The organism is Sporosarcina thermotolerans (assembly GCF_042658975.1).
GTDB classification, from domain to species: domain Bacteria; phylum Bacillota; class Bacilli; order Bacillales_A; family Planococcaceae; genus Sporosarcina; species Sporosarcina thermotolerans.
The window spans coordinates 28,676-55,504 of sequence record NZ_JBHSRM010000002.1 but is presented as its reverse complement, the minus strand read 5'-3'; the positions used below and the strand labels follow the sequence as shown (position 1 = coordinate 55,504).

Here is a 26,829-nt window from a genome sequence, read left to right as displayed (position 1 = left end):
AATTCATTGGTAAACACCTTGGCACTCTGTGGTAAATTCTTTGGCGTTTAGTGGTAAAAAAGATGTCACGAGTGGTAAAATCGGGTGGCCGTAATCATACCTTGACTGGAAATTGGGACTTTTTAATATTTAGTACAGTCATTGCAAAAATTTTCATAAAGTTTTCTGTAGGTGTGTTTGTTGAATGACTGTAAGCCCGAAATATAAAAAATCACACCTTTACGGCGTGCATCACGAATAGCCCTGACATTCGATTATTTTTTTCGAATGTAGGGCTATCTTTGCTTCCGCATGAAAGCAGGATGTTTTTTGACCATGGAAGAAAGTCGTCCAATATCTCTGGCATCTGCTGAAAATTCAGGTTCGGCAAATCCGTCAACAGCTTTTTGAGATAGGCATAGAAATCAACCCCCTGAATTTTAGCCGTTTCTGCGAGGCTTAAACAAATGGCGTTCGCTTGCGCGCCCGCTTCACTGACCGAGAATAGCCAATTTCTTCGACCAATCACATTGGGGCGGATGGCATTTTCAGCGGGATTATTATCGATTTCAATTCGGCCGTCATTTAAGAAAGCCTTCAATCCTTCCCCACGGTTCAGCGTGTAGTCCGCTGCAGTGGCAAGCGCACTTTTCCCATAGAAGGGGGACTGTTCCACCCATTGAAGGAATTCCTCAACAATCGGCTTCGAATACTTTCTTCTCATTTTTCGCCGTTTGCCGGGAGGCAAATGTTTGAACTTCCGTTCAAGCCGGTAAAGCTTATCGCAATATTCTACGCCAATCCGACCATTCTTGCTGTCAGCTTTAAGCCAGTATCGGCGTACATGCGCATAGCAGTTGGCAAAAGTAACGCCCTCCAGATTGCCATAAGCAGAATAGCCATCGCAAATGATGATTCCTTTGAAGCCGTGTGTGAAGTTTTTCAATACTTCACGGGAACGCGATAGGGAACTTTGAAAAAGGACCATTTCAGGTCCTTGTGTGTAGTGCAAAATAGAAGTACAGAGTTTTGAAAAGGAAAAGTACATAACGTTGCAACTTAAGTTTCAATAAAAAAGGCTTGCCAGCCTTCCAATATTTCTCTACTGTAATTGGTGTCGAATCAAATGCAGTGGAGGTTGAAAGGAATGCTGGCAATGCCTGAAATCAATTGTATCAAATTAATGAGGAATCAGAAATCCTTATCCATAAATAAAATATCAAAAACACTAGGAATTAATTGGAGAACAGCAAAAAAGTATGCCGATGGAGATCAGCTCCCCGTAGAAAATAAAAAGAAGAAATCTGGAATGATGTACGACGAACAATGGGGAGAAATTGTAGGAGATTGGCTTTGGAAAGATCTTAAACTTAAGAAGAAAGATAGAAGAACTAACAAGGGCATATTTACTGCACTTCAGAAGATGGGCTTCAAGGGGTCCTATCGGACCGTCTCATACTTTATTAAAGAGTGGCGTGAAGGAAAAGAAGATATCGAGGAAGAAACTAAGGATAAAAACTCAGAGCGTTTAATTCATCCTCCCGCCGAAGCACAATTGGATTTTGGTTTAATGGGGGCCGTTAAAGATGGAATGTATGTTGACATCCATTGTTTAGTTATGACTCTACCTTTTAGTAATAGCGCATATGCAATTCCCTTACCAGGGGAAAACCAAGAATGTCTTCTACATGGAATGAAAGTGATATTTAAGCAATTGGGTGGAGTCCCTAAAAAAATTCGTATCGACAATATGAAGACTGCCGTAGTCAAACCAAGAAATAAGCATGAAGAGGCTGTTTTTATAGACGAATTCCTTCAATTTGCAAATCATTATGGATTTAAACCACAAGCGTGCAATCCCTATGCAGGTAATGAAAAAGGAAATGTAGAAAATAAAGTTGGCTACGTTCGTTACAATTTTATAACTCCTGCGCCTGTCATAAAAGATTTAAATCACTTTACCCAATTACTTGAACAGCAGCTGAAGGAAGACCGACAACGCATTCATTATAAAAAACATGCGTTGTTTGATTGGGGGCTTACGAATGACTAATAGAAAGGGTGGAATATGGTGTACAAGGATTATTTGAAAGAAGTTTTTAGCCCCCTCGGCGAAATATTAATACAGCCATAGCAAACCACCTAACACCAATAAGTAAATCCTCCTACAATATATTAACTATTAAAATATATCGAATTAGTACAAAATTATTAGAATATTTTCAATAGCATGTGCTATAATGTGAGTTATCTGAAGATAGTTATAAAGGGGGAGATGGATTTTATGGTAGAAACTGTAAGTCTTCAGGATTTATTCAAGACGTTGAAAAAGAGGACTTTACTCATTTTTCTAACGACACTGTTAGCTGTAACAGCAGCGGGGGTCATCAGTTACCAACTATTAACACCGGTTTATCAGGCATCGACACAAATCCTTGTCAATCAGCAAAAGGGTGTGCAGAACCAGTTCAATACGCAGGATATACAAACCAATCTTCAGCTGATCAATACGTACAATGTCATCATTAAAAGCCCGGCGATTTTGTCCAAGGTGATTGAGGACTTGGATCTTTCAACGACGCTTGCGACATTGAATGGAAAAATCACGGTGAACAGCGCGCAAAATTCTCAAGTTGTTAACGTGAGTGTGCAAGATTCTAGTCCGAACATGGCGGTCGAAATTGCTAATACGACGGCGGAGGTTTTTCGGGTAGAAATCCAGAAATTGATGAATGTTGATAATGTCACTATCCTTTCACCTGCCGTATTGTCAAACAACCCGTCGCCAATAAAGCCCGATCCGTTCCTCAATATGGCGATTGCAGCGGTCATTGGTCTCATGCTTGGTGTCGGGATTGCCTTCCTACTTGAGTACTTGGATACAACATTGAAAACTGAACAGGATGTTGAGGAACTATTGGGCTTGCCCATTATAGGCCTTGTCAGCAAGATTACAGTTAAAGACATGCCCGACGATAAGAAAAAAACAAAACGAAAAAGAAGGAAGAGGGGTGACGGTCTTGTTCAGAAAAAGGAAACGGCAAATGTTAGCCACCTCACGTAAATTAGTGACAAGCGTCAATCCAAAATCATTTATCTCGGAGCAATTCCGCACAATCCGTACGAACATCAATTTCTCAACGCCTGACAAAGAGTTGAAGACATTATTGTTCACCTCCTCTTCACCCGGAGAAGGAAAATCAACAAGTGCTGCGAATGTCGCAATCGTCTTTGCGCAAGAAGGGAAGAAGGTGTTGCTTGTCGACGCAGATATGCGAAAACCGACGATGCACTTCACTTTCAAGACATCGAACAGTATAGGTTTATCCAACTTGCTGACTAAACAATTTTCACTTGAGGAAGTAACAAGAATCACAAATATTGAAAACCTGTATTTAATCACATGCGGACAGATTCCACCTAATCCCGCCGAGTTAATCAGTTCGAGTTCGATGGAAGCATTAATTGAAGAGCTTGCGTTAATGTACGATATAGTCATATTCGATGCTCCGCCACTACTTTCAGTGGCAGACGCACAAATCCTATCGAATAAATGTGACGGGACAATCCTTGTGATCAATTCCGGTACCACGGAAAAAGAAAGTGCAATTAAGGCGAAAGAATCTCTTATATCGGCTAAAGCGAACATACTTGGAATTCTAATGAACAATTTTGTGTTAGAGAAGGAAAATTCCTATTACCAATATTATGGGACAGAGTGAAGGGGCATTTAGCCCTTTTACTCTTTTTTTTATTTTAAAGAATAAAATCTACAAATTCATTCAAAAATAGCCAAAATGATTTAAAAAATCATGAGAAATATAGGAGAAAAGGAATGTTTCTGGTAGGCAAAACCGACATTTCGCCAAAAAATTCACTTCTTACGCGAAAAATGCACTAAATTGACTGAAAATAGTGTTATCTTTTTAATGACAGATTAGTATAATAGTAATTGTTGAGTAGTAGTTATAGACTGGTCCAATCATTAAGGAGGATGTGAGAGGTATTTCAATTAAGAACAGATTGACAGTGCTCTTTTTCGTAGACTCTACTATTGTCTTGTTTTCGTTATACATTGGGTATTATATCCTGAGTCCTACGATCAATCTATTTGCAAACAAATTGCTAATTGTTAGTGTCTTAACGATTCAAATTGCACATCACTTATTTGCATGGTATTTCGGATTATATCGAAAGGCATGGATGTATGCCTCAATAGGTGAGTTGAAGTCAATTTGCAAAGCCGTATCGTTGACGATTGTGGTAGTAGCATTGGTACAACTGATTATCGCCCAGAATATTAATTATAGGGCACTTGCAATTACATGGATGCTACATATTCTACTCATTGGTGGATCGCGTCTTTCATGGCGGATTTATCGGGATACGTTCCTTCATTATGAAGACTCGGCTGCAAAACGAACGATGATAATCGGGGCTGGACAAGCCGGATGTATGATTGTTAGACAAATCCATCAGAATCCCGATTGCGGTATAAGGCCGATTCTTTTCCTCGACGATGATACGAAAAAGCGTGGTCTTGAGATTTACGGTGTAAAAATAGTGGGAGATACGAAGAATATCCCAGCATTCGTAAAAGACAATGAAATTGAAAAAATCATTATTGCAATGCCTTCCGTTAGTAGGCAGCGGATGGCGGAGTTAGTAAAAATATGTATGGACACAGGTGCGAGAACCCAAACGATTCCTCGCATCGAGGATATCATGACGGGAAAAGTGTCCGTCACTGATATCCATGATGTCAAAATCGAGGATTTACTTGGACGCGATGAAGTGCAACTTGACATGGAAGCAATCGCGAACAAGTTGACAGGCAAGACAATCATGATCACAGGAGCGGGCGGCTCCATCGGATCAGAAATTTGCCGTCAAGTTAATCGGTTTACACCAAAAAAGCTTATTTTGCTTGGACATGGTGAAAATTCGATCTACTTAATAGAACGTGAACTAAGAGAAAAAGTTTCACCCGAGACTGAACTCGTTCCAGTTATCGCGGATGTCCAAGATCGACAACGCATCTTCGACATTGTATCCGAGCACCAACCGGACGTGATTTACCATGCGGCAGCGCATAAACACGTCCCACTTATGGAAGCTAACCCGATGGAAGCAGTGAAGAACAATATATTCGGTACGAAAAATGTGGCAGAGGCCGCCAACATGTTCGGCGTCCCACATTTCGTCCTCGTTTCGACAGATAAAGCGGTGAATCCACCGAATGTAATGGGCGCTACGAAGCGTTTTGCAGAAATGGTCGTTCAAAACATCGCAAAGAACAGCAAAACAAAATTTGCGGCCGTTCGTTTTGGCAATGTGTTGGGATCAAGAGGAAGCGTCGTTCCTCTTTTCAAGAAACAGATTGCAGCAGGTGGTCCAGTGACGGTGACGGATCCCGAAATGACCCGCTATTTTATGACAATTCCTGAGGCATCCAGACTTGTCATTCAAGCAGGGACACTAGCACGCGGCGGTGAGGTGTTTGTCCTTGACATGGGCGAACCAGTAAAGATTGTAGATTTGGCTAAAAACCTCATCCACCTTTCAGGTTACAACGAAAATGAAATTAAGATCGAATTCAGTGGAATCAGACCTGGCGAGAAGTTGTACGAGGAATTATTGGATGAAAGTGAACGGCAGAGCGAATATGTATTTCCGAAGATTTATATCGGGAAGGCAACACCCATTAGTGAGCTTGAGCAACAGGATGTGTTGGACAGGCTACTTGATATGAAAGTCGATGAGTTGAGGGAGACGCTTGTGGGATTAGCGAATCGAAAAGTTGTTGAGCCTCAAATGGGGATGACAGTTTAAGAATAATAGACAGGATGTGAATTGTTGGCACATATTACTTTTGACTATTCGAAGGCGAGCCAGTATTTTGGCCATTATAAAGTATCTTTTTTAGAACATTCCGTACGCTCGATTCATGAACAAATCCACAGTGAGTCAAGCACCCATCGTGATTACCTCGGATGGGTTGACCTACCAGAAAATCATGACTGTGATGAATTCAAAAACATTCAACATACTGCCGCAAGAATAAGAGAAACCAGTGATATTTTGCTTGTAATCGGAATCGGTGGATCCTATCTTGGTGCGCGTGCTGCAATCGAAATGTTGAACCATAGTTTCTATAATTTATTGTCAGAGGGGAAGAGGGGGAACCCCCAAGTGATTTTCGTCGGCCATAACTTGAGTTCGACTTATATGTCACATGTCATCGAGTTGCTTGAGGGCAAAGACTTCTCCATCAATGTCATTTCGAAGTCAGGGACGACGACCGAACCGGCAATCGCATTCCGGATTTTCCGTAAGCTGCTTGAAGTGAAATATGGAAAAGAAGAATCGAAGAGCCGGATTTTCGCAACGACTGATATGCGGAACGGAGAGTTGAAAGCGCTTTCAGATAAAGAAGGGTACACAACCTTCGTCATTCCAAACAATATAGGTGGGCGATACTCTGTCTTGACGGCTGTCGGACTCCTTCCGATTGCGGTTAGTGGTATCAATATCGATGAAATCATGGAAGGTGCATTGCGCGCCCAGCTTGAATTGAATAACCCGATGCTTGAGAAGAATGCCGCTTACCAATACGCGGTTATTCGCAACATCCTATTTCAAAAAGGGATGGCAATTGAAATGTTTGTCACGTATGAACCGGGGCTGCATTATCTCGCGGAATGGTGGAAACAGTTATTTGGCGAAAGTGAAGGGAAGGACCGAAGAGGAATCTTCCCTGCATCCGGTAATTTTTCGACGGACTTGCATTCGTTCGGCCAATATATCCAGGAAGGTCAACGGAATCTTTTCGAAACAATAGTAAAAGTGATAGAGCCAAACTGCGATATCCGCATTGATAAAGATGAAGACGATATCGATGGGCTGAATTATCTTGCAGGGAGAACAGTTGACGACGTGAATAGCAAAGCGTTTGAAGGGGCGCTAAAAGCCCACGTAGATGGCGGCGTGCCTGGTCTCGTATTTGAAATCCCTCGAATGGAAGCTTACACATTTGGTTATCTTGTTTACTTCTTCGAAAAAGCATGCGCAATGAGTGCCTACCTATTCGGCGTAAACCCGTTCGATCAGCCGGGTGTCGAGCAGTATAAGACGAATATGTTTAAGTTGTTAAATAAACCAGGATATGAAACGGAAGTGGTTGTGGGGGCTGAAAGCCGTAACTTATAGTCAACTATCCAACAGAAAGGATCTACTGACATGCAATGGAAACGAAGGCGGGATCAATGGCTAAAACAATTGCCTGAAAGTGATTCGTTAAAAATTGAACTATATAGTAACCTATCAAATGCAAAATTGATGGAAGATTGTTTTTATAAAGAACTGGAGTTTGGGACTGGCGGTATGCGTGGACTAATGGGACCGGGAACTAACCGATTGAACATTTACACAGTGAGAAAGGCAGCATACGGCCTTTCCATGTTCATAAAAGATCAAGGTGAACAAGCGATGTCAAGAGGAATCGTCATTGCATACGATTCAAGGTATATGTCCCGTGAATTTGCACTTGAGATTGCGAAGACAATTGGGCATCAAGGCATCCAAGTATATTTATATGAGGACTTGCGCCCAACGCCATTATTATCATTCGCAGTCAGACACTTACGAACATTTGCGGGAGTGATGATTACCGCGAGCCATAACCCACCTCAATATAATGGGTTGAAAGTGTATGGGGAAGACGGGGCCCAATTACCTCCGGAAGACGCAGATATCGTAGTCGACTATGTGAAGCAAGCCGAGTCGGAATTCCTTATTGAAGTAGCGGATCATGAACAACTTGTGGAAGAAGGGCTTCTTACTTATATCGGAGATGAAGTTGACCAGTCATATATAAATGCGCTACAGACGATTCAACTTAATACGACTGCTGATAAAGGAGATCTTTCGATTGTATTTACTGCGCTTCACGGAACGGGGACAATTCCCGCACAACAGGCATTTTCCGCGTTCGGTTTTACAGATGTGGTATTTGTTGAAGAACAATGCATACCGGATCCCAATTTCACTACAGTTAAATCTCCTAATCCGGAAGAAGCAGCTGCATTCGAATTAGCCATTCAATATGGAAAAAAGAATCATTCGGATCTTTTATTGGCTACTGATCCCGATGCAGATCGTTTGGGCGTCGCTGTGAAGGACGGGAAGGGAGAATACATTCTCCTTTCAGGCAACCAAATTGGCGCAATCATGATCAATTATTTGTTAGAACAGAGGCTAAATGCAGGTACATTGCCAAGGAACGGTGTCGTCATGAAAACAATCGTCACGACGGAATTGGCTCGGGCAATTGCTGAAAAATATATGCTTGAAACGTTGGATACGTTAACCGGATTCAAATTCATCGCAGAAAAGATTAAAGAGTTTGGAGAATCAAAAGAACATACATTCCTTTTCGGCTTCGAGGAAAGTTACGGCTTCCTTGTAAGTGATTTCGTCCGGGATAAAGATGCTATACAAGCGGCAGTTTTAATCGCGGAGGCGGCAGCCTTTTATAAATCACAAGGAAAATCGTTGCTGAAAATAATAACCAAGCTATATGAGGAGTTTGGCTATTATATAGAAGAAACTCGTTCAGTTACATTTGAAGGAAAAGAAGGCACTGAACAGATTGACCGGATAATGGGCAGTTTTAGAGAAAGCTTTCCATTAATATTAGGCGGCATCCGAGTTGAGATGATTGAAGATTACAAAATTGGAATAGCTACTGAACTACCTTCGGGCATGAAAAGCCAGATTGAATTGCCAGAAGCCGATGTCCTAAAATACAAGCTTGAAGACGGTTCATGGGTATGTATTCGGCCTTCAGGAACAGAACCAAAATGTAAATTCTACTTTGCAGCAAAGGGTAAAACTGAGGAAGAGGCTAAAGAAAGGCTTGCTGACTTGGAAGATGCCATCCTGCAAGGGGTTAAGTAATAAGGGGGAATAAATGATGAACAAAAAAGTGCGTAAAGCGATCATTCCGGCAGCTGGTCTTGGAACACGTTTCCTGCCTGCAACGAAAGCAATGCCGAAAGAAATGCTACCTATCGTTGATAAGCCGACAATCCAATATATTGTTGAGGAAGCGATTGCATCTGGTATCGAAGATATCATCATCGTAACCGGAAAAGGTAAACGTGCAATTGAAGATCACTTTGACAACAATTTTGAACTGGAAGAGAACCTTATCCAAAAAGAGAAATTCGATATCCTTGAAAAGGTGAGACAATCATCCAACGTAGACATCCATTACATTCGCCAAAAAGAACCAAAGGGGCTTGGTCACGCAGTTTGGTGTGCAAGGAAATTCATTGGAGATGAACCGTTTGCTGTTCTACTTGGTGACGATATTGTAACTGCTGACACGCCTGGACTTAAACAACTAATTGAACAATATGAAGAAACACACGCATCTGTTATAGGTGTTCAAACGGTTTCAGATGAAGAAACAGATCGCTACGGAATTATTGAACCATCCAGTCAAATCGGTAGAAGATATGCAGTGGAAAACTTTGTAGAGAAACCGGCTTTAGGAACTGCCCCTTCGAATCTCGCAATTATGGGTAGATACGTGCTTACTCCCGAAATCTTTAAGTATTTAGGAGAACATGAAAAAGGCGCAGGCGGAGAGATCCAGTTAACAGATGCAATCCAAAAATTAAATCAAGTCCAACGCGTATTCGCTTATGATTTTGAAGGAAAGCGGTTTGATGTTGGTGAAAAGTTAGGGTTTATAACAACGACTATTGAATTTGCATTGCTGAATGAGGAAATGCGGGGGCAGTTGTTGGAGTATATGGCCGAGAAAGTGAAGGAAAGTACAGTGAAGATATAAATTTCATTTTTTTTGGTGGGTCTTTTATATGCTTTGTTTTTTCTGATTAGCCCAAGATATTTAATGCTTTAAAACTAAAACCAAATAAAGCGAGGGTATGAACATGATTGAAACTAAATTAAGAGTTATTCCTTTCTCCCCACCAGATATTACAGATATGGAAATTGAAGAGGTAACAAAAGCATTAAAATCAGGTTGGATTACAACCGGATATAGAACGAAAGAATTCGAAAAAAGAATAGCGGATTATGTAGGTACGAATAAAGCCATATGTTTAAATTCTGCAACTGCTGCAATGGAACTGACTCTTCGAATCTTAGGGATTGGACCAGGTGATGAGGTGATTACTTCAGCCTATACCTATACGGCCTCCGCTTCCGTTATCGAACATGTTGGGGCAAAAATTATCTTGGTCGATACAGCTCCAGATTCTTTTGAAATGGATTATTCAAAATTAGCCGCTGCAATTACTGAGAAGACGAAAGCAATCATCCCTGTTGATATAGCCGGGAAGATGTGTGATTACGATACTTTATATGAGATTGTCGAAAGCAAAAGAGATCTGTTTTATCCTAAAAACGAAATTCAACGCATATATAATAGGGTCATTATTATGGCTGATGCTGCACACTCTTTTGGCGGAGAGCGAAAAGGAATGAAAAGTGGGCAAGTTGCCGATTTTACTTGTTTTTCTTTTCACGCAGTAAAGAATCTCACAACAGCAGAGGGGGGAGCAGTTGTATGGCGTAATGACCGTAATGTAGATGATGAATGGCTTTATAAGCAATACATGTTGTATAGCCTTCATGGACAATCGAAAGATGCGCTAGCAAAAACACAAAAAGGTGCATGGGAATATGACATTGTGTACACCGCCTACAAATGTAATATGACGGATATTATGTCGAGTATTGGTTTAATGCAACTGGATAGATATGAAGAAATGTTAGAGAGGCGTAAGGAAATTATTGAAATGTACGATAAAGCACTTTTGCCGTTAGGTATTCAAAGTCTACAGCATTATGGTGAGGACTTTTCTTCTTCAGGTCATCTTTATTTAATAAGAATCCCTGAAATCATTGAAGAAAAAAGAAATGATATTGTTATTGAAATGGCAGAAGCCGGAGTTTCCTGTAATGTCCACTATAAGCCATTGCCTATGTTTACAGCATATAAGAATTTAGGGTTTGATATTAGGGATTATCCGAATGCTTACAAACAGTATGCAAATGGAATTTCGCTTCCGCTTCATACTTTGTTGAGTGATGAGGATGTGGAGTATGTGATCAAGAATTTCATTTCCATAATTGAAGATTAAGGAAGGTAATGGTTGCTGAATAGAATAGCAGAGGGGGGAAGCAAAATTGGTTTTTAGGAAATGGAATGACTTACCGGATATCTTGCAAAACGATAAGGTTAAAAAGTATTATGACGTTTTAGATGAAAAAAGATTTGATTTATTCATTAAAAGGATTTTTGATTTTACTGTTGCTGTTTTTTTGCTTATTATCCTATCCCCTCTATTTATAATAATAAGCATTGCAATAAAATTAGACTCAAAAGGTCCTGTAATGTTTCGTCAAATAAGAGTCACTCAGTATTGTAATCAATTCAAAATCTGGAAATTCAGAACAATGGTAAACAATGCTGACATAATAGGGACACAAGTAACTACCAAAAATGATGTTAGGGTTACAAATGTTGGTAGGTTGTTAAGAAAGTCCAGGTTAGATGAGATTCCACAACTAATAAATATTATTTTAGGCGATATGAGCTTTGTCGGAACAAGGCCTGAGGTAGTAAAATACGTTGAAATGTATACAGATGAGATGAAAGCTACTTTATTACTTCCAGCAGGTGTAACTTCAAAGGCTAGTATTCTGTATAAGAACGAAGAAAGTCTAATGGCTAACGTCAATAACGCTGATGATATTTATATCAATGAGGTATTACCTCAAAAAATGAAATATAACCTTAGAAGTATATTGAGTTTCAGTATCTTTAGCGAGATTAAGACTATGATCGAAACGGTAATATCAGTAATAAAAAAAGATGGCAGTTCCGATTTAGTTGTTAAGGTTGAGTCGAGTAGGAATTCGAAGCCTATATAAATATCATATTGGAGGGCATATGGGGAACGTTGGAAAATTAATAGCATTGTTTACAAACCATGATGATGATGTGTATTGCTTTAGGAAAGAACTAATTGAAGGGTTAATTGACGAGGGATACGAATTATTAATCTCTTGCCCAAATGGGGAAAAACTAGAATTAATGAAAGATATAAGGTTTAAATATATTGACACACAGATTGATCGAAGGGGAACTAATGTTATTACTGATTTTAAATTGTTTGTTAATTATTATAAACTACTTAAAAAGCACAGACCTGACGTGATTTTAACTTATACTGCCAAGCCTAATATATATGCTGGCATAGCGGCGTCGGTACTAAAAATTCCATATATAAGTAATGTTACCGGTTTGGGTAGTGTTATAAAAAAGAAAGGTTTTACGAAACGGTTTATTCTCTATTTGTTTAAAAAATCATTTAAGAAATCTAGTTGCGTCTTCTTTCAGAATCAGGAAAACATGAAACTTGCTAAAGAAAGTAATTTAGTTACAGGGAAATGTGAACTAATTCCAGGATCGGGTGTTAATATCACCCGATTTCCTCTACAACCTTTTCCAAGTAATGAGGAAAAAATAGTTTTCAATTATATTGGAAGAGTATTAAAGGACAAAGGGATAGATGACTATATTGAAGCAGCAAAAATAATCAAGAAAAAATACGAGTATACAGAGTTCAATATCATAGGCTTTATTGAACCAACAGAAATGTCTTACAAAAAAGTACTTCAGGAACTGCAGGAAGAAAGTATTATTAATTACCATGGAAGTCAAAGAGATGTAAAGCCTTTCATTAAACGATCCCATTGTACCATTCATCCTTCGACATACGGGGAGGGTATGTCAAATGTTCTACTGGAAAGTGCATCTTCTGGTAGACCAATAATAACTACCGATGTTTCAGGTTGTAAAGAAACTGTTGAGGATGGTATCACGGGATATGTGTATAAAGCTGGTGAGATGGAAGATTTAGTTTCGAAAATTGAACTGTTCATAAAGCTAAATAATGAAGAGAGAAAGAAAATGGGTGCCCTTGGAAGAAGTAGGGTTAAGAATTCATTCTCACGAGATATAGTCGTAAATGCTTATGTTAAAGAAATAGATAATCTGTTGAAGGGAAGTAGTAGTGGATAGTCTGCGACGAGTTTTAACAGAGTATATCATAATAATTAGATGGAAAGAAGAAGATTAGATATGGAAACAAAACCTGTTAGAATACTCCATGTTTTAGGCGAATTGAATCGTGGGGGAGCTGAAACTATGGTTATGAACCTGTATAGATCGATAGACCGTAATAGATTACAATTTGATTTCATAATTCATGGAGATGGTGTATATGATTATACCCAAGAAATTCTTTCGTTAGGGGGACGCATTTATAAAGTAAAGCGATATAACGGAAAAAATCATATTGGCTATGTGAAAGCGTGGAAATCATTTTTCGGAAAATATCCTGAATATAAGATTATTCACGGTCATGTCAGGAGTACAGCATCTATTTATTTGAGCTTAGCAAAAAAAAATGGATTACTAACAATATCACACAGTCATAGTACTTCATCGGGGATTGGCTTGTCATCGGTGGTAAAAAACTTATTGCAATACCCAATTAGATATATTGCTGACTATTTTTTTGCTTGTTCAAATTCAGCGGGAATTTGGTTGTTTGGAAAAAAGACATCTAAAAAGGATAACTTTTTTGTTATCAATAATGCGATTAATACAAAAGAATTCATAATTGATTTTGAAAAAAGAAAGATGAAGAGAAAAGAGTTGGGAGTAAGCGAGAAGTTTGTAATTGGACATGTAGGGAGATTCGGTACAGAGAAAAATCATGAATTTTTAATTGATATATTTAATGAAGTATATCTTCGAAACAGGAATTCTGTATTAGTACTAGTTGGTGATGGAGAACAAAAACAACGAATACAGCAAAAGGTTAAAAAATTAGACTTGTCAAGTAATGTAATTTTTACAGGTGTTCGTTCTGACATACCCGATTTACTACGAGCAATGGATGTATTTGTTTTTCCTTCGTTATTTGAAGGTTTACCTGTTACCTTAGTTGAAGCTCAAGCTTCCGGACTACCATGTATTGTATCAAATAATATTACAGAGGAAATTAAGATAACATCATTAATAAAAAGTATATCCCTTAATAACGATGCCGGATATTGGGCCGAAAATATATTGAAATTTGCTAAGTCTAAAAAGAGAGGGAATACTTATTCTGATATAGTGAATTCAAATTATGATATCTCATTATCTGCTATAAGTTATCAAAATTTCATGCTGAATAAGTACGAGGAGTTGAAGGTATGAAACGGAAAATCGCTTTTCTAATTCCTTCTTTAAGGGGGGGCGGAGCGGAACGAGTAACAGTAAATATTATTAGAAATTTGGATCCAAATAAATTCGATATAAAATTGATTTTGTTGAAAAAAGAAGGACCATATTTACGTGATTTGCCTGAAAATATAGAAGTGGTCGACTTAAATACTACAAGAGTTAGAAATTCTTTGATTCCCCTAATAAAAGTATTAAATATAATTAGGCCTGACGTGATTTTCTCAACTATGGGGCACCTAAATATAGCCGTTTTAGCTATTAAGTATTTTATCAAAGGGAATCCGAAAATTATTGTTAGGGAAGCCAACACACCCTCCAAAGATATTAGAAGAAATAAAAAAATGTTTACTTTCTTATATAAGTATTTATATCCAAAAGCTGATTTAATAATAGCACAATGTGATGAAATGAAAAATGACATCATGCATTTTTCAAATGTTAAAGGAGAAAATATTCAATATATATATAATCCATTAGACATAAATAACATAAGGGAAATGTCAGTGGGAATAAGTCCATACTACGGTAAAATGGTTAATTTTCTTTCAGTAGGAAGGCTTACTCAACAAAAAGGATTTGATACGCTAATAAATGCCTTTACTATAGTTTCTAAAAATATCCCAAATGCTCACCTAACTATATTGGGAGAGGGTGAATTGAAAAGTACTCTACAAACTCAAGTTAATGTGTTAGGAATGAGGGAAAAGGTTTCGTTTGTTGGGTTTAAAAACAACCCATATCCCTATTACAAGAATGCGGATGTATTTGTTCTCTCGTCAAGATGGGAAGGTTTTCCTAATACATTATTAGAAGCACTAGCATGTGGTGTGAAAGTAGTTTCGACAAATTGTAAAAGTGGACCATATGAAATTTTAGGAGGAAATGAGTATGGGAATCTTTCTGAAGAGGGCGACTACAAATCTTTAGCGAAGGAAATGATTGCATCCCATATTGAAGTAAATAAAACAGGGAATAGGGCGGACGTTTTTGATATAAAACATATTATTAAGAAATACGAATCTATTTTTTTAACCGGAGGAAATTTTGCACTTAAAAATAATGAATAATTTAACTGCGGCTGCACGGTTTACTGATCCTTCTGGCTGGATACTCATGATTTTAAGGAATAATATTATTTTGGTAAGGAATGGAGTCAGTTATGAATGAAATTAGATTAGATAAAATCATTGATTCTATAATATTCTTTTATATTCTTAGTATCTATATATTTACATACCAGGAGGGGTTAAATGTAATTAGTAATGGGATAGCCGTGTTATTGCTTGCATTAATATGGGCGGCTTTCTTATTGAATAAGAAAAGATTGAGGTTTAAGTTTTACTTATTGGTGTATTTATTATTCATTTTCTCTTGTTTATTCTCGGCTTTCTATGCTATTAACCAGGGTACTGCTATTACTAAATTCACAACAATTTTTCTTGTTTTCACGCTAATGTTTTCGCTAATTAACTACTTGGATTCACAAGTGAAAATAAAAAGGATTTCGGCTAGCTTTGTTTACTCGGGTGTAATTGCAAGTATCTATATTTTATCCAACACCGACTTTACACAAATAACCAGGTCAGGTAGTGAACTTGGTAATGAAAATTCGGTAGGTATTATTTTAGGTATTAGTGCTGTTCTTTGTTTTTATTTTATTTTAATTGAGAAAAGGAAAGTACATTTATTCTTTTTTCCAATTCTTTTTTTAGTAATTTTGCTAACGGGCTCTAGAACAGCTTTATTGTTTACATTAATTAATATTATTTTATTTCTTTATTTTACAAATCAAAATAATGTTTTAGGGAAAATTAAGTTCATAACTATAGGTGTTACCTTTACATTAATTAGCTTCTATTTAGTATTCAATATTCCATTTCTTTATGATGTTATGGGGAGTCGTATTGGAAACATTTCTACTTTTATAGGCGAAGGATCAACTACTGAAGGATCTATAAATAACAGGGCCTATATGGTAAAGTTTGGACTTGAAATGTTTAGGGACAATCCTTTATTTGGTTATGGTATAGATAATTACAGGTATTTATTGGGTGAATCCTTAATCGGAAGAATAACCTATTCACATAACAACTTTATAGAGCTATTAGTAGGTGTTGGATTGGTTGGCACTATTTTATTTTACCTTGTACAAATAATAGTAATAAAAGATTTATATAAGGCTTCTAAACATAGTAATAATAAACCCTTAAATTTTGTTTTTATGGTATTTATAATAACCTATATGGTTTTATCGGTTTCACAAATATATTATTTTAGTAAACATTTTAGCATCATTCTTGTCATTGGTGCGATTCTTGGGAAAATGGTCGATAACTTAGATTTTAAGAAAGGATAGATTATCCATGTTATTAATTTCAGATGTAATTTATGAAGAAGAAGTATCTTTTTTAAAGAAATCAAAAAAGCTATTTGATGAATGGAATAATAAAAATATTAACTACTGTCATTGGAAAAGCAATGAACATTTACATGAGGGGTTAAACGGTATAACCGATGTAGATGTTTTAGTTTCCTCTGATGATAGACTTAGTTGTGAAAGTATACTAACGAATGAGGGGTACAAGAAATTTATTTCCCAGTCGGGTTCTAAATATAACAATGTGGATGAATGGTTAGGGTTTGATGAAGATACCGGGAAACTAATTCACATACATTTGCATTATGAGTTAATAACTGGAACAAAGTATTTAAAAGAATACTCTTTTCCCTGGTGCAGCTTAGCTTTGGATACCCGCATTTTAGATTTGGATACTAATGTTTATGTTATTTCACCTAATTTAGAACTAATATTATTATATTCACGTATAGTTCTTAAGTCTGCTGAAAACAGAAGAATTATTGTCTCTGATGACTATCTAAAGGAAATCGAGTACCTAAAAAAAAGAATGGATCCAACTAAGGTAAAATACTTGTGCTTAAGTTTATTTAACAAACATGGAGAAAAAATATTTGAATTAATTAACAAAGAGATTCTAACGAATAAAGATGCTATTATATTGCGTGAAATTATACAAAAAGAATTATCCCATTGTAAAAAAATGAATGGATTATTAGTATTTCTACACCATAAGTACTTTAAATATACAATAAGAATGAAAAAGATACTCAATTTATATTTTGGTTCTTTATACATTTTAAAGAAGGTAGTGGGAAATGAAGGTTTTTCGGTTTGTTTTATTGGGGCTGATGGTTCAGGGAAAAGTACGCTTAGCAAAGATATACAAAAATGGTTGTCATGGAAAATAGATTCAAAAAGTTTTTATCTTGGCAGTGGAGACCAATATAACAGTCTTTTAAAAGTGATGAAAAAGAATTTTCAACGGTTGCGTAAACCCGTAGAAAATAATGTGGATAAGGCTGAGAAGGATAGATTTAATAATAAGAATACTGGATCTATTAGATCGTCGGGTAAGATAAGTTTAATTAAATATATTTTCACCGTTGCGTATTCCTTTGAATTGTTAAGGATAGCTAAAACTAAACTGAAAACCCTGAAAAAAATAAATAAGTATCAAAAAAAAGGTGGAATTGCCATACTTGATCGTTTCCCACAAGTGGAGTTTGAAGGAATATATGACGGGCCAAAGATAGGATATATTTATAAAGATTATTTAAGGTTACCATTAATGAATTATTTAGCGAGTAAAGAAAAAAAGATTTTAGCAAACGCGATTAAATATTCACCCACTATTGTTTTCAAGTTGAATTTACCACCTAATGTCTCAATAAAAAGAAAGCCGGATCACAATTTAGAGGAGATTAAAGTGAAAGCTGAAATCACAAAAAAACTAAGTTTTACGGAGTCAGCAGTTTATAATATCGATGCCACTCAACTATATGATAACGAGTTGCTGGAGGTAAAAAGACAATTATGGGAAAAAATAAGTGTCCACTAATAATAGAGTTTAACGGCTTACCTGGAAGTGGGAAATCAACTTTATCAAATAGATTACTTAATAAGCTTCAAATAATGGGAATAAAAGCCGAGCAATCTGATTACTTTATTAATAGTTTAAATGCAGGGAAATATACTAAGTATCTAAGATTGTTTAAATATGGTGGTGTTAAGGTTCCTATATATCTATTGTCTTTCTTAATTTCGATAAAACCAATTAGTATAGCAAGAATTAAGTATATAAAAAGTATTTATTTATTTTATCTAATATACAAAAAGTACAGTATTAATGGTGATTATGATGCTATCGTTGTGGATCAGGGAATAATACAAGCGATTGTATCATCAGTGTACCTCGACAAAATGGATGCAGGGAAACTGGCCGAATTATTGAATAAATTAAACTTGAAAGAACTGAATTATTTAGTTGTGGATTGTATATCGGATGAACTAATGTCAAGCAAAAGAATTAACAGTCGAAAACTGGAACAAGGAAGGTTTGACTTCATGGAGATAGATTGCTTAAGAAAAAACCTGGAAATACAATCCAGTATTTTTGCAGAAGTTCGTTCCTGTTTAAATATTAAAGATATTGACCGTGTTGGATTGGATATGCGTACCCCAATAAATACAAATACAAATATTTTATATGAGATTGTTATCAAAAGAATTAGCAACAAAACAAATACTGCAATAGGATGATGAATAAATGGTACTATGAATTCCTTATAAGGTGTGAATTATAGTTGAAAAAAAATGAATCGTTAACTCATAGTACATTTAAAGGTTTATTTTGGATGTTTTGCGGAACTGGTTCGCAAGCCATACTACAATTTTTAGTTATGATATTACTAGCAAGGCTTTTATCTCCGTCAGACTTCGGGATAGTGAATGCTGCAATGGTTGTTATTTCATTTACAACAGTATTTTCAATGATTGGAGTAGGTCCGGCTTTAATCCAGCGTCCAAAATTAACTGATTCGCATATTCGAAGTGGCTTCACACTTACGATACTTTTAAGTATATTCTTTACAACCCTGTTATATTTTAGTTCATCTAGTATTGCTGTTTTTTTTAGAATGAATGATTTAAAAATCATTCTGCAGACTATGTCTTTGGTTTTTTTACTCAAAGGATTTTCCGTTGTTGCTGAGTCACTAATACAACGAAAAATGAAATTCAAATTGTTTACTAGTATTGAGGTAATTTCATATATAGCGTATGGATCTATAGGATCATTATGTGCAATGGTCGGTTTGGGATATTGGGCGCTAGTGTATGCAGTTTTAGGTCAGAATATTACAAAAACCATCCTTTTGTTTACTTTTGAAAGACACAATATGAAACCCCAAATTCACTGGGATTCTGTTAAAGAATTGCTATTCTTTGGGGGAGGATTTACAATTGCCCGGCTAAGTAATCAATTTGCTTTACAGGCAGACAATCTTGTAGTTGGTAGATGGCTTGGTTCATATTCCTTAGGTTTATACGGTAGAGCCTATCAATTAATGATAATGCCGGCAAATTTATTTGGACAAGTGATGGATAAAGTGCTATTTCCTGCCATGGCTCGTATTCAAAAAGAGCAGAACCAATTGTCATTGGCTTATCGTATCGGGATTACAGCAGTAAGTTTTGTTACAATCCCTGTTGGTATCTTTATTTGTTTATTATCAAGGGATATCGTTATTATCCTGTTTGGGAAAGACTGGCTCAGCCTAGTCCCTGCGTTACAAGTATTAGCGGTTGGTTTAGTTTTTCGAACCAGTTATAAGATAAGTGATTCTTTGGTGCGAGCAACAGGTGCTGTATATCGCAGAGCTTGGAGGCAAATTATATATGCATTAGCTGTATTTAGTGGAGCTTGGATTGGACAACATTGGGGAATTATTGGTGTTTCATATGGAGTACTATTTGCAATTATTATTAACTATTGTTTAATGACTCACCTAAGTATGCAATTTATCAACCTATCAGTTAAGGATATTTTGCAATCACATGTCCCAGGGTTGTTATTAGGTATGTTAGCGGTTATAAGTGTTTGGTTGATTGATTGGATTTCTATTGAGGTATCCATCTTAAGGATCTTTTTGTCAGGGATTCTATTTATCACCATTGTATCTATTCTGATTAGAATAAATACTGGTAGGATACTTGGTAAAGAAATGATATGGATAATGGATCAAGTGGTCGACATGATAAAATCCAGAAGGTTAAAAAAGTGATACAAGAAAGCATTTACTAACTAAATATGCAAGGTGCTTCCAAAAATAATAAGAAATAGTGAAAGTAACTATTTAAAGGCTGAATCAACCGGAGATTATATTGGAAGAGTCACTTTTACTTTTAAATTTGAGGGTAATAAATTGTGAAGCGTCTTACCGTATTTAAGGCCAAGTTGTTATTAAAAAGAATTTTATTGAAAGTAAGCCCTAAAAGTGTTTACAACAAATTGTATTAAATCTCGTGTATTTATAGGTATAAATCTATAGCCGATAGTGAAAAGATTATTTGGATTAAAGTAGATGAAATACAATGGAGAATTGTTGATGAAGAAAACAAAAAAGTATACTTTAGCAAAATTATGAGGGGGGATTGGGATCGGGATGTTAGTTCGGTAATTGGCACGAAATACTCTTCAATAATACAACATTTTGAGAATAAGGTTGCATGGGAAGATACTATGCTATTTAACAAATACAAAGAACGATTAATGAAAGAAAAGAAAATAAAAGGTTGTACAAGCATCAATGCCTTAAGAAGAAAATATGAAGAAGAAGTAGATGTGTTATTTAATAGAATAAAAAAGGAAGGTTTTTTATTGCCAACAGCCAATAATTCAAATATAGATGTTATTCATGTCTACATTGATAGGAATGGGAATTACCTTTACACAGCTAATGGTAATCATAGATTAGCTTTTGCCAAAGTTTTAGGTATAGAAAAAATACCGGTAAAAGTTAGGGCTAGGCACACAAATTGGGAAGAGATTCGTGAAGACATTTGGACAATGAGTAAGTATGAAGTAAAAAGGTTAGATAGGAAGCTTATTGAACACCCTGACTTAGAAGACATTATTAAGTATAAAATGTTAAAGGAAGGAAGCATTACTTAAGAAATTATTACTAATTGGTATTCCTTCTTGCGTACCGAACTTTTAAGAGGGGTGTAGGAATTGATCTACTATTTTCTATATTTATTTAAACGGGGGATATCATTCAAATGAATATACTAGTCACAGGTGGGGCTGGATATATTGGCTCACATACTTCTATAGCCTTAATTGAATCGGGATACAACGTAATAATTGCTGATAATCTTTGCAACAGTAGTCGAAAGACTGTTGAGCAGATAATGAAGATAACAAATAAGGAATTGACCTTTTTCCAAATTGACGTAACGGATCCTGAATCAGTTGAGACGATTTTTGAAAATTGCGAAATTGACAGTGTGATTCATTTTGCTGGACTAAAAGCAGTGGGAGAATCTGTAGTAAATCCTTTAGCCTATTATTATAATAATATTGTAAGCACGCTGGTTCTTGTTAATGCTTGCCGGAAATATGACGTGAATCGATTTGTCTTTAGTTCTTCAGCAACGGTATACGGTAATAATAAAATTCCTTTTACAGAGTCAATGGATCTTTTATCAACGACGAATCCATATGGCGAAACGAAAGCAATGAGTGAACGTATTTTAACTGACATTGCCAAAGCAAACCCAGACTTTTCAGTTACACTTCTAAGGTACTTTAACCCCGTGGGGGCCCATGAAAGTGGATTAATAGGCGATGACCCTAATGGAATACCGACTAACCTTATGCCATATATAACTCAAGTAGTAAAAGGTAAACTTAAAGAATTACAAGTTTTTGGGAATGATTATCCTACATCGGACGGGACGGGCATTCGTGATTATATCCACGTGGTAGATCTTGCTGCTGGGCATGTAGCTGCATTAGAAAACCTATCAGAAGGAGTTCATGTCTATAACTTGGGTACCGGAAAGGGTACTAGTGTTTTGGAGTTAGTAAAAGCCTTTGAGGAAGCTAATGATATTCGGGTTCCATACAAAATCGTAGAACGGAGACACGGAGATATTGCCGAGTGCTTTGCTGACGTTACAAAAGCGAAACGAGAACTTGGCTGGGCAACAAAACGGGATATAAAATCAATGTGTCAGGATTCTTGGAGATTCGCGAATAGGTACAAAGATAAAGTAGCTTTACGAAACGGTAACTAAGTGTAATTGAATATAAAGTAAGTGGAAAGCAAATCATTTTAGATTATGATAAGCATACTGCACGATTTAATAACTGAATATTCTTAATGTTATGGAGATATATTAAGACTCATCTTGGCGTCACAAAATAAAAATCAGGAGTTGAAACTATGAACTTCCCCCAATTGCCCAAATCAACGACATACCTAATCACCGGTACAGCAGGTTTTATAGGTTTTTATTTATCTAAACAATTACTTCAAAATGGTTTGCATGTAATAGGTGTTGATAATATAAATGACTATTATGATGTGAATCTTAAATATTCCCGTTTGGAACAACTTAAACAATATGAAAACTTCACGTTCATTAATGGGGATATTTCCGACAAAAATATGATAATAGAAACGTTTGAAAAATACAAGCCTAAAATCGTGGTAAACCTGGCGGCGCAAGCTGGTGTAAGATATTCGATTGAGAACCCGGATGTCTATATTCAAAGCAATCTTATTGGCTTTTATTATATCCTTGAGGCTTGCAGGCATTATCCGGTGGATCATTTGATCTATGCTTCATCTAGTTCTGTATACGGAGCCAATAAAAAGGTTCCTTTTGAGGAGACAGACTTTGTAGATAGCCCCGTATCCCTTTATGCGGCAACAAAGAAATCTAATGAGTTAATGGCCCATACCTATAGTCACTTGTATAAAATTCCTTCAACGGGGTTGCGTTTCTTTACTGTTTATGGTCCGATGGGACGGCCGGATATGGCTTATTTCGGATTTGCAGATAAGTATTTTGCTGGAGAACCGATAAAGATTTTTAATAATGGCGATTTTGAGAATGACTTGTACCGCGATTTTACTTATGTTGATGATATTGTTACTGGAATCGAGCGCTTGATACACCATCCACCTACTGACGAGGTTCCCCACAAGGTCTATAATATCGGAAACAACAATCCTGAAAAGTTGATGACATTCATCGAGACATTGGAACGCTGTTTGAGCAACGCTATGGGTAAGCAGGTTGTTTTTAAGAAAGAATTTGAACCAATTAAATTAGGGGATGTGCCTGCGACTTATGCTTCTACGGATGCTTTGCAACAAATGGTAGGATTCAAACCAGGGACACCGATTGAAGAAGGATTGCAGAGATTTGCTGATTGGTATGTAGATTACTATAAAGTGAAAGAAATCAACACCCTAACGCAAGGAAGTGTTTGAATATGAAAATAACAGTTGCGGGAACCGGTTATGTAGGGCTATCGAATGCAGTGTTATTATCTCAACACAATGAAGTAATTGCTTATGATATTGTTCAGGAAAAAGTAGATATGATCAACAAACGGAAATCACCGATACAAGATTCAGAGATTGAGGAATTTTTTGCGGAAAAGAAATTGAATTTAACTGCAACGACGGATGCCGAATTTGCGTTTCAAAATGCACAGTTTGTGATCATCTCAACTCCGACGAATTATGATCCGGAGAAAAATGCTTTTGATACGAGTACGGTTGAGGCAGTGATTTCAACTGTGTTGTCAATTAATCCTGATGCCGTGATGGTGATTAAGTCAACGATACCGGTCGGTTATACAGAAGCGGCGAGGAAGAAGTTTAGCACAGAGAATATTGTTTTTTCCCCAGAATTTCTGCGTGAGGGCCGTGCGCTGTATGATAATTTATATCCTTCCCGAATAATTGTTGGGGAGCAGTCAGAGAGGGCAAAGATTTTTGCGGGTTTGTTAGTTGAGGGTGCTGTAAAGGAAGATATTCCAGTTTTATTTACAAATTCAACGGAAGCGGAAGCTACCAAGCTGTTTGCAAATACGTATTTGGCTATGCGGGTTGCCTTCTTTAATGAGTTGGATACTTATGCTGAAGTGAAAGGATTGAACACGCAACAGATTGTGAATGGGATTGGCTTGGATCCTCGGATTGGGGAGCATTATAATAATCCTTCTTTTGGATATGGGGGGTACTGCCTACCGAAGGATACAAGGCAGCTACTGGCTAATTTTGAGGATGTGCCGAATGATATTATTGGGGCAATTGTCAGATCGAATAGTACGAGGAAGGATCATATTGCTGATATGATTTTGAGGTACAACCCGAAGGTAGTTGGGATCTATCGACTAACTATGAAGACTGGTTCGGATAATTTTAGACAATCGGCTATTCAGGGCGTTATGAAACGAATTCGGGCAGTTGGGGTTGAGGTTTTAGTATATGAGCCGGAGATCGATGGTGAGAAGTTTGATGGATTTAGGGTTATTAGTGATTTAAATAAGTTTAAAATCTTGAGTGATGTTATAATAGCGAACCGATTATCTGATGATATTAGGGATACGAAGGCAAAAGTTTATACTCGGGATTTGTTTGGGAGGGATTGATCTACTTACTTGAATTTAGGTCCAATTTGGTGCCCCCGAATAAAGGATCTGCATCTAAGAGAAAGATGCAGATCCTTTTATTCATATAGTTAATGGATTGTGGAATACGACGGAACAGGAGAAATATATGATGGATACTAAGTTTCAAATTGACCATTCATGCATGTCAAATGAATTGAAATTATTACTTCAAATTATGCATACAGAGAACATAGGATACGTTGTGACGTACAAAGATGATTTACTTTCGGAAGTTGATTGGGAGTTGTTCCTTGCGTTAGCAAGGCATCATCGAATCTTTCCATTACTTCATGCAAAACTAAGCAAAATGGATGGAACGTTAATTCCATCACACGTGCTCCATGCCTTGAATCAGGATTACAAAGAAAATACGTTTCAAATGCTAAAATTAAGTGGTGAAATGGAACGGATTAGCTTGTTGTTAAGAGAAAATGGGATTCGGTCCCTATTCTTAAAAGGTCCTGTAATTGCAAATGCAATTTTTGGTGATATTTCTCTCAGATTCTCTAAGGATTTGGATATACTAATTCCCAAATCTGATTTTGATAGAACAGAAGAAATATTAGTAGACAATGGGTATAAGAAAGAAGATATCTGTGTACTATCTAAATTGGAGAGATGGAAAAGTCATCATGTCATTTATTATCATCCCGTAAGGAATGTAGAAATTGAAATTCATTGGAGACTTTATGATCGTCCTTCGAAGGAACCTAATTTTGATGAATTATGGGAGCGGAAAAGGATAAGTGAACTGACAAGCAACCCTGTCCATTTCTTAGGTGAAAAAGATCTATTTGTTTACCTTGTTCGCCATGGGGCAAAGCATGGATGGTTCCGTCTTCGGTGGTTAGCCGATATTGATCAATTGATAAGTAATGGGACAATTCCATTAGAAGCGAGAGAGCAACGTCGTTTAATGGGGCAAGTATACCTTTTATCTTCTCAGCTATTCAAAACCAAAATTCCTGAGGAGTTATTACCATTAACAACAAAAAGAGGGGCAAGGAAATTTGCGAAAGCGGTAGTGTTTTACCTAATGAAAAATGATGTCTTGGATGTTAATCAAACACACACTGAAAAAGTGGATAGTAAAGCTAAAATTATTCTTAAATTAAGGCTGTTATATTGTCAATATACATTTAAGTCCAATATACAAAAAGCTATTTTTTTATTGTTGTTATTCCAACCGAATTATTTGGATATAGAGACACTAAAATTACCGAAGAATCTTTATTTCTTATACTATCCGTTAAAACCTTTTATATGGCTATGGAGGAATTCCGTCGGGGGTGTGAAAACTAAGAAAATAATTCAATGAACGAAAAATATAGGAACAGTAGTCACAATGATAGATTAGTTACACCCAATAACGTTGAAAGGCATGTGCTCGGTAATTACACCGGACACATGCTATTTGATTTTTACAAATACAGAAAAACTGCACCTTGTATTGTTAGCTTTATCTAACAACTTCCGGGCAGCTTAATGCCGAATAATAAAGATCTTCATGTTCATATGTTAGCGGAATAATTTCTCCATTATCGTTTACAAAAACCATTTTATCATGATCTATTCTTCCGGTAATAATCGAGAGGAAATGTGTCCTATCTTGGGACATTGGCATTGTAAAATGAATAATATCATGAATATGCGTAGATAAATCATGATAATTTGTAAAAACGTAATAGTCGTTCATCATATAAGCCTTTATTACCATCACCTACTTTTATCAAATATAAAGCTTTCCGTTTGCTTGAATATAGATTTATATTGCTTTTAATAATCGTTTTTGAGCGGTATCTGAGTAGTGGTAATAGTCTGTTACTATAATTAAACTATAACTTCTGTACTTTTTCAACAATACTTTATACCTATTAATAATGTATGGGAAATAGATTAGATTAATGGTCTTTAGTATTTCGACAATAGGTATTTTCACACTTAAAAAACCTTTCCTGT

General features: G+C 36.5%; 22 protein-coding genes and 1 pseudogene. 21 read left to right on the top strand and 2 right to left on the bottom strand.

Annotated features, from left to right (window positions below):
* Positions 1–286: 286 nt before the first annotated feature.
* Positions 287–982, bottom strand: a pseudogene (gene tnpC, locus ACFPZG_RS01365) (IS66 family transposase); the annotation flags it as partial.
* A gap of 144 nt (positions 983–1,126) precedes the next feature.
* Here tnpC and istA point away from each other — a divergent pair.
* The 21 genes from istA to ACFPZG_RS01260 all read left to right on the top strand — a co-directional run bounded on the left by istA (position 1,127) and on the right by ACFPZG_RS01260 (position 26,188).
* Positions 1,127–2,032: an IS21 family transposase gene (gene istA / locus ACFPZG_RS01360; protein WP_317940351.1), complete on the top strand. Its 906-nt coding sequence runs from the start codon at positions 1,127–1,129 to the stop codon at positions 2,030–2,032.
* Positions 2,033–2,263: 231 nt separating this feature from the next.
* Entirely contained in the window at positions 2,264–3,043 is a 780-nt protein-coding gene (locus tag ACFPZG_RS01355) for a YveK family protein (RefSeq protein WP_283732979.1), read from the top strand.
* A complete protein-coding gene (locus ACFPZG_RS01350; protein WP_381426394.1) occupies positions 3,024–3,701 on the top strand; it encodes a CpsD/CapB family tyrosine-protein kinase in 678 nt (225 codons plus the stop codon). The genes ACFPZG_RS01355 and ACFPZG_RS01350 overlap by 20 nt, the downstream gene beginning before the upstream one ends.
* Before the next feature lie 283 nt (positions 3,702–3,984).
* On the top strand, positions 3,985–5,811 hold the full coding sequence (locus ACFPZG_RS01345) for a polysaccharide biosynthesis protein (RefSeq protein ID WP_317940423.1): 1,827 nt from the start codon (positions 3,985–3,987) through the stop codon (positions 5,809–5,811).
* A 21-nt stretch (positions 5,812–5,832) separates the two neighbouring features.
* The gene (locus ACFPZG_RS01340; protein ID WP_317940349.1) at positions 5,833–7,188 is read left to right on the top strand and encodes a glucose-6-phosphate isomerase; all 1,356 of its coding nucleotides are present in this window, start codon (positions 5,833–5,835) and stop codon (positions 7,186–7,188) included.
* A 30-nt stretch (positions 7,189–7,218) separates the two neighbouring features.
* Positions 7,219–8,937 (top strand): phospho-sugar mutase, encoded by a 1,719-nt coding sequence (locus ACFPZG_RS01335; RefSeq protein WP_317940348.1) that lies wholly within the window; start codon positions 7,219–7,221, stop codon positions 8,935–8,937.
* Positions 8,938–8,953: 16 nt separating this feature from the next.
* Positions 8,954–9,838, top strand: coding sequence for a UTP--glucose-1-phosphate uridylyltransferase GalU (galU, locus tag ACFPZG_RS01330; RefSeq protein WP_317940347.1), 885 nt, complete (start codon positions 8,954–8,956; stop codon positions 9,836–9,838).
* A 103-nt stretch (positions 9,839–9,941) separates the two neighbouring features.
* On the top strand, positions 9,942–11,156 hold the full coding sequence (locus ACFPZG_RS01325; RefSeq protein WP_317940346.1) for a DegT/DnrJ/EryC1/StrS family aminotransferase: 1,215 nt from the start codon (positions 9,942–9,944) through the stop codon (positions 11,154–11,156).
* A gap of 46 nt (positions 11,157–11,202) precedes the next feature.
* On the top strand, positions 11,203–11,949 hold the full coding sequence (locus ACFPZG_RS01320; RefSeq protein ID WP_283732977.1) for a sugar transferase: 747 nt from the start codon (positions 11,203–11,205) through the stop codon (positions 11,947–11,949).
* 19 nt (positions 11,950–11,968) lie between these two features.
* Positions 11,969–13,102 carry a glycosyltransferase family 4 protein gene (locus tag ACFPZG_RS01315; protein ID WP_317940345.1) on the top strand — a complete coding sequence of 378 codons (1,134 nt, stop codon included), beginning with the start codon at positions 11,969–11,971 and terminating at the stop codon, positions 13,100–13,102.
* A gap of 39 nt (positions 13,103–13,141) precedes the next feature.
* Positions 13,142–14,290 carry a glycosyltransferase family 1 protein gene (locus ACFPZG_RS01310; RefSeq protein ID WP_381426381.1) on the top strand — a complete coding sequence of 383 codons (1,149 nt, stop codon included), beginning with the start codon at positions 13,142–13,144 and terminating at the stop codon, positions 14,288–14,290.
* On the top strand, positions 14,287–15,384 hold the full coding sequence (locus ACFPZG_RS01305) for a glycosyltransferase (RefSeq protein ID WP_317940344.1): 1,098 nt from the start codon (positions 14,287–14,289) through the stop codon (positions 15,382–15,384). The genes ACFPZG_RS01310 and ACFPZG_RS01305 overlap by 4 nt, the downstream gene beginning before the upstream one ends.
* 419 nt (positions 15,385–15,803) lie before the next feature.
* A complete protein-coding gene (locus tag ACFPZG_RS01300; RefSeq protein WP_381426380.1) occupies positions 15,804–16,673 on the top strand; it encodes an O-antigen ligase family protein in 870 nt (289 codons plus the stop codon).
* A gap of 7 nt (positions 16,674–16,680) precedes the next feature.
* Positions 16,681–18,234: a hypothetical protein gene (locus ACFPZG_RS01295; RefSeq protein ID WP_317940342.1), complete on the top strand. Its 1,554-nt coding sequence runs from the start codon at positions 16,681–16,683 to the stop codon at positions 18,232–18,234.
* The gene (locus ACFPZG_RS01290) at positions 18,210–18,935 is read left to right on the top strand and encodes a hypothetical protein (RefSeq protein WP_283732969.1); all 726 of its coding nucleotides are present in this window, start codon (positions 18,210–18,212) and stop codon (positions 18,933–18,935) included. The genes ACFPZG_RS01295 and ACFPZG_RS01290 overlap by 25 nt, the downstream gene beginning before the upstream one ends.
* A gap of 44 nt (positions 18,936–18,979) precedes the next feature.
* Positions 18,980–20,458, top strand: coding sequence for a lipopolysaccharide biosynthesis protein (locus tag ACFPZG_RS01285; RefSeq protein WP_317940341.1), 1,479 nt, complete (start codon positions 18,980–18,982; stop codon positions 20,456–20,458).
* Positions 20,459–20,817: 359 nt separating this feature from the next.
* Positions 20,818–21,348 carry a hypothetical protein gene (locus ACFPZG_RS01280; protein WP_381426379.1) on the top strand — a complete coding sequence of 177 codons (531 nt, stop codon included), beginning with the start codon at positions 20,818–20,820 and terminating at the stop codon, positions 21,346–21,348.
* Between the two features lie 107 nt (positions 21,349–21,455).
* A complete protein-coding gene (gene galE / locus ACFPZG_RS01275; RefSeq protein WP_317940339.1) occupies positions 21,456–22,475 on the top strand; it encodes a UDP-glucose 4-epimerase GalE in 1,020 nt (339 codons plus the stop codon).
* Positions 22,476–22,624: 149 nt separating this feature from the next.
* Positions 22,625–23,680: a GDP-mannose 4,6-dehydratase gene (locus ACFPZG_RS01270; RefSeq protein ID WP_283732965.1), complete on the top strand. Its 1,056-nt coding sequence runs from the start codon at positions 22,625–22,627 to the stop codon at positions 23,678–23,680.
* Positions 23,681–23,682: 2 nt separating this feature from the next.
* Positions 23,683–24,849 (top strand): nucleotide sugar dehydrogenase, encoded by a 1,167-nt coding sequence (locus ACFPZG_RS01265; protein ID WP_317940338.1) that lies wholly within the window; start codon positions 23,683–23,685, stop codon positions 24,847–24,849.
* A 130-nt stretch (positions 24,850–24,979) separates the two neighbouring features.
* Positions 24,980–26,188: a nucleotidyltransferase domain-containing protein gene (locus ACFPZG_RS01260; RefSeq protein WP_317940337.1), complete on the top strand. Its 1,209-nt coding sequence runs from the start codon at positions 24,980–24,982 to the stop codon at positions 26,186–26,188.
* A gap of 141 nt (positions 26,189–26,329) precedes the next feature.
* Here ACFPZG_RS01260 and ACFPZG_RS01255 read toward each other — a convergent pair whose 3' ends face one another.
* A complete protein-coding gene (locus ACFPZG_RS01255) occupies positions 26,330–26,590 on the bottom strand; it encodes a hypothetical protein (protein ID WP_283732963.1) in 261 nt (86 codons plus the stop codon).
* Positions 26,591–26,829: the final 239 nt, after the last annotated feature.

Coding starts and splice junctions, on each gene's coding strand:
- ACFPZG_RS01305 (WP_317940344.1), top strand. CDS start 14,287: ATGAAACGGAAAATCGCTTTTCTAATTCCTTCTTTAAGGGGGGGCGGA.
- ACFPZG_RS01350 (WP_381426394.1), top strand. CDS start 3,024: ATGTTAGCCACCTCACGTAAATTAGTGACAAGCGTCAATCCAAAATCA.
- ACFPZG_RS01290 (WP_283732969.1), top strand. CDS start 18,210: ATGGGAAAAAATAAGTGTCCACTAATAATAGAGTTTAACGGCTTACCT.
- ACFPZG_RS01270 (WP_283732965.1), top strand. CDS start 22,625: ATGAACTTCCCCCAATTGCCCAAATCAACGACATACCTAATCACCGGT.
- galE (WP_317940339.1), top strand. CDS start 21,456: ATGAATATACTAGTCACAGGTGGGGCTGGATATATTGGCTCACATACT.
- ACFPZG_RS01325 (WP_317940346.1), top strand. CDS start 9,942: ATGATTGAAACTAAATTAAGAGTTATTCCTTTCTCCCCACCAGATATT.
- istA (WP_317940351.1), top strand. CDS start 1,127: ATGCTGGCAATGCCTGAAATCAATTGTATCAAATTAATGAGGAATCAG.
- ACFPZG_RS01310 (WP_381426381.1), top strand. CDS start 13,142: ATGGAAAGAAGAAGATTAGATATGGAAACAAAACCTGTTAGAATACTC.
- ACFPZG_RS01355 (WP_283732979.1), top strand. CDS start 2,264: ATGGTAGAAACTGTAAGTCTTCAGGATTTATTCAAGACGTTGAAAAAG.
- ACFPZG_RS01260 (WP_317940337.1), top strand. CDS start 24,980: ATGGATACTAAGTTTCAAATTGACCATTCATGCATGTCAAATGAATTG.
- ACFPZG_RS01315 (WP_317940345.1), top strand. CDS start 11,969: ATGGGGAACGTTGGAAAATTAATAGCATTGTTTACAAACCATGATGAT.
- ACFPZG_RS01280 (WP_381426379.1), top strand. CDS start 20,818: ATGAGGGGGGATTGGGATCGGGATGTTAGTTCGGTAATTGGCACGAAA.
- ACFPZG_RS01265 (WP_317940338.1), top strand. CDS start 23,683: ATGAAAATAACAGTTGCGGGAACCGGTTATGTAGGGCTATCGAATGCA.
- ACFPZG_RS01335 (WP_317940348.1), top strand. CDS start 7,219: ATGCAATGGAAACGAAGGCGGGATCAATGGCTAAAACAATTGCCTGAA.
- ACFPZG_RS01295 (WP_317940342.1), top strand. CDS start 16,681: ATGTTATTAATTTCAGATGTAATTTATGAAGAAGAAGTATCTTTTTTA.
- galU (WP_317940347.1), top strand. CDS start 8,954: ATGAACAAAAAAGTGCGTAAAGCGATCATTCCGGCAGCTGGTCTTGGA.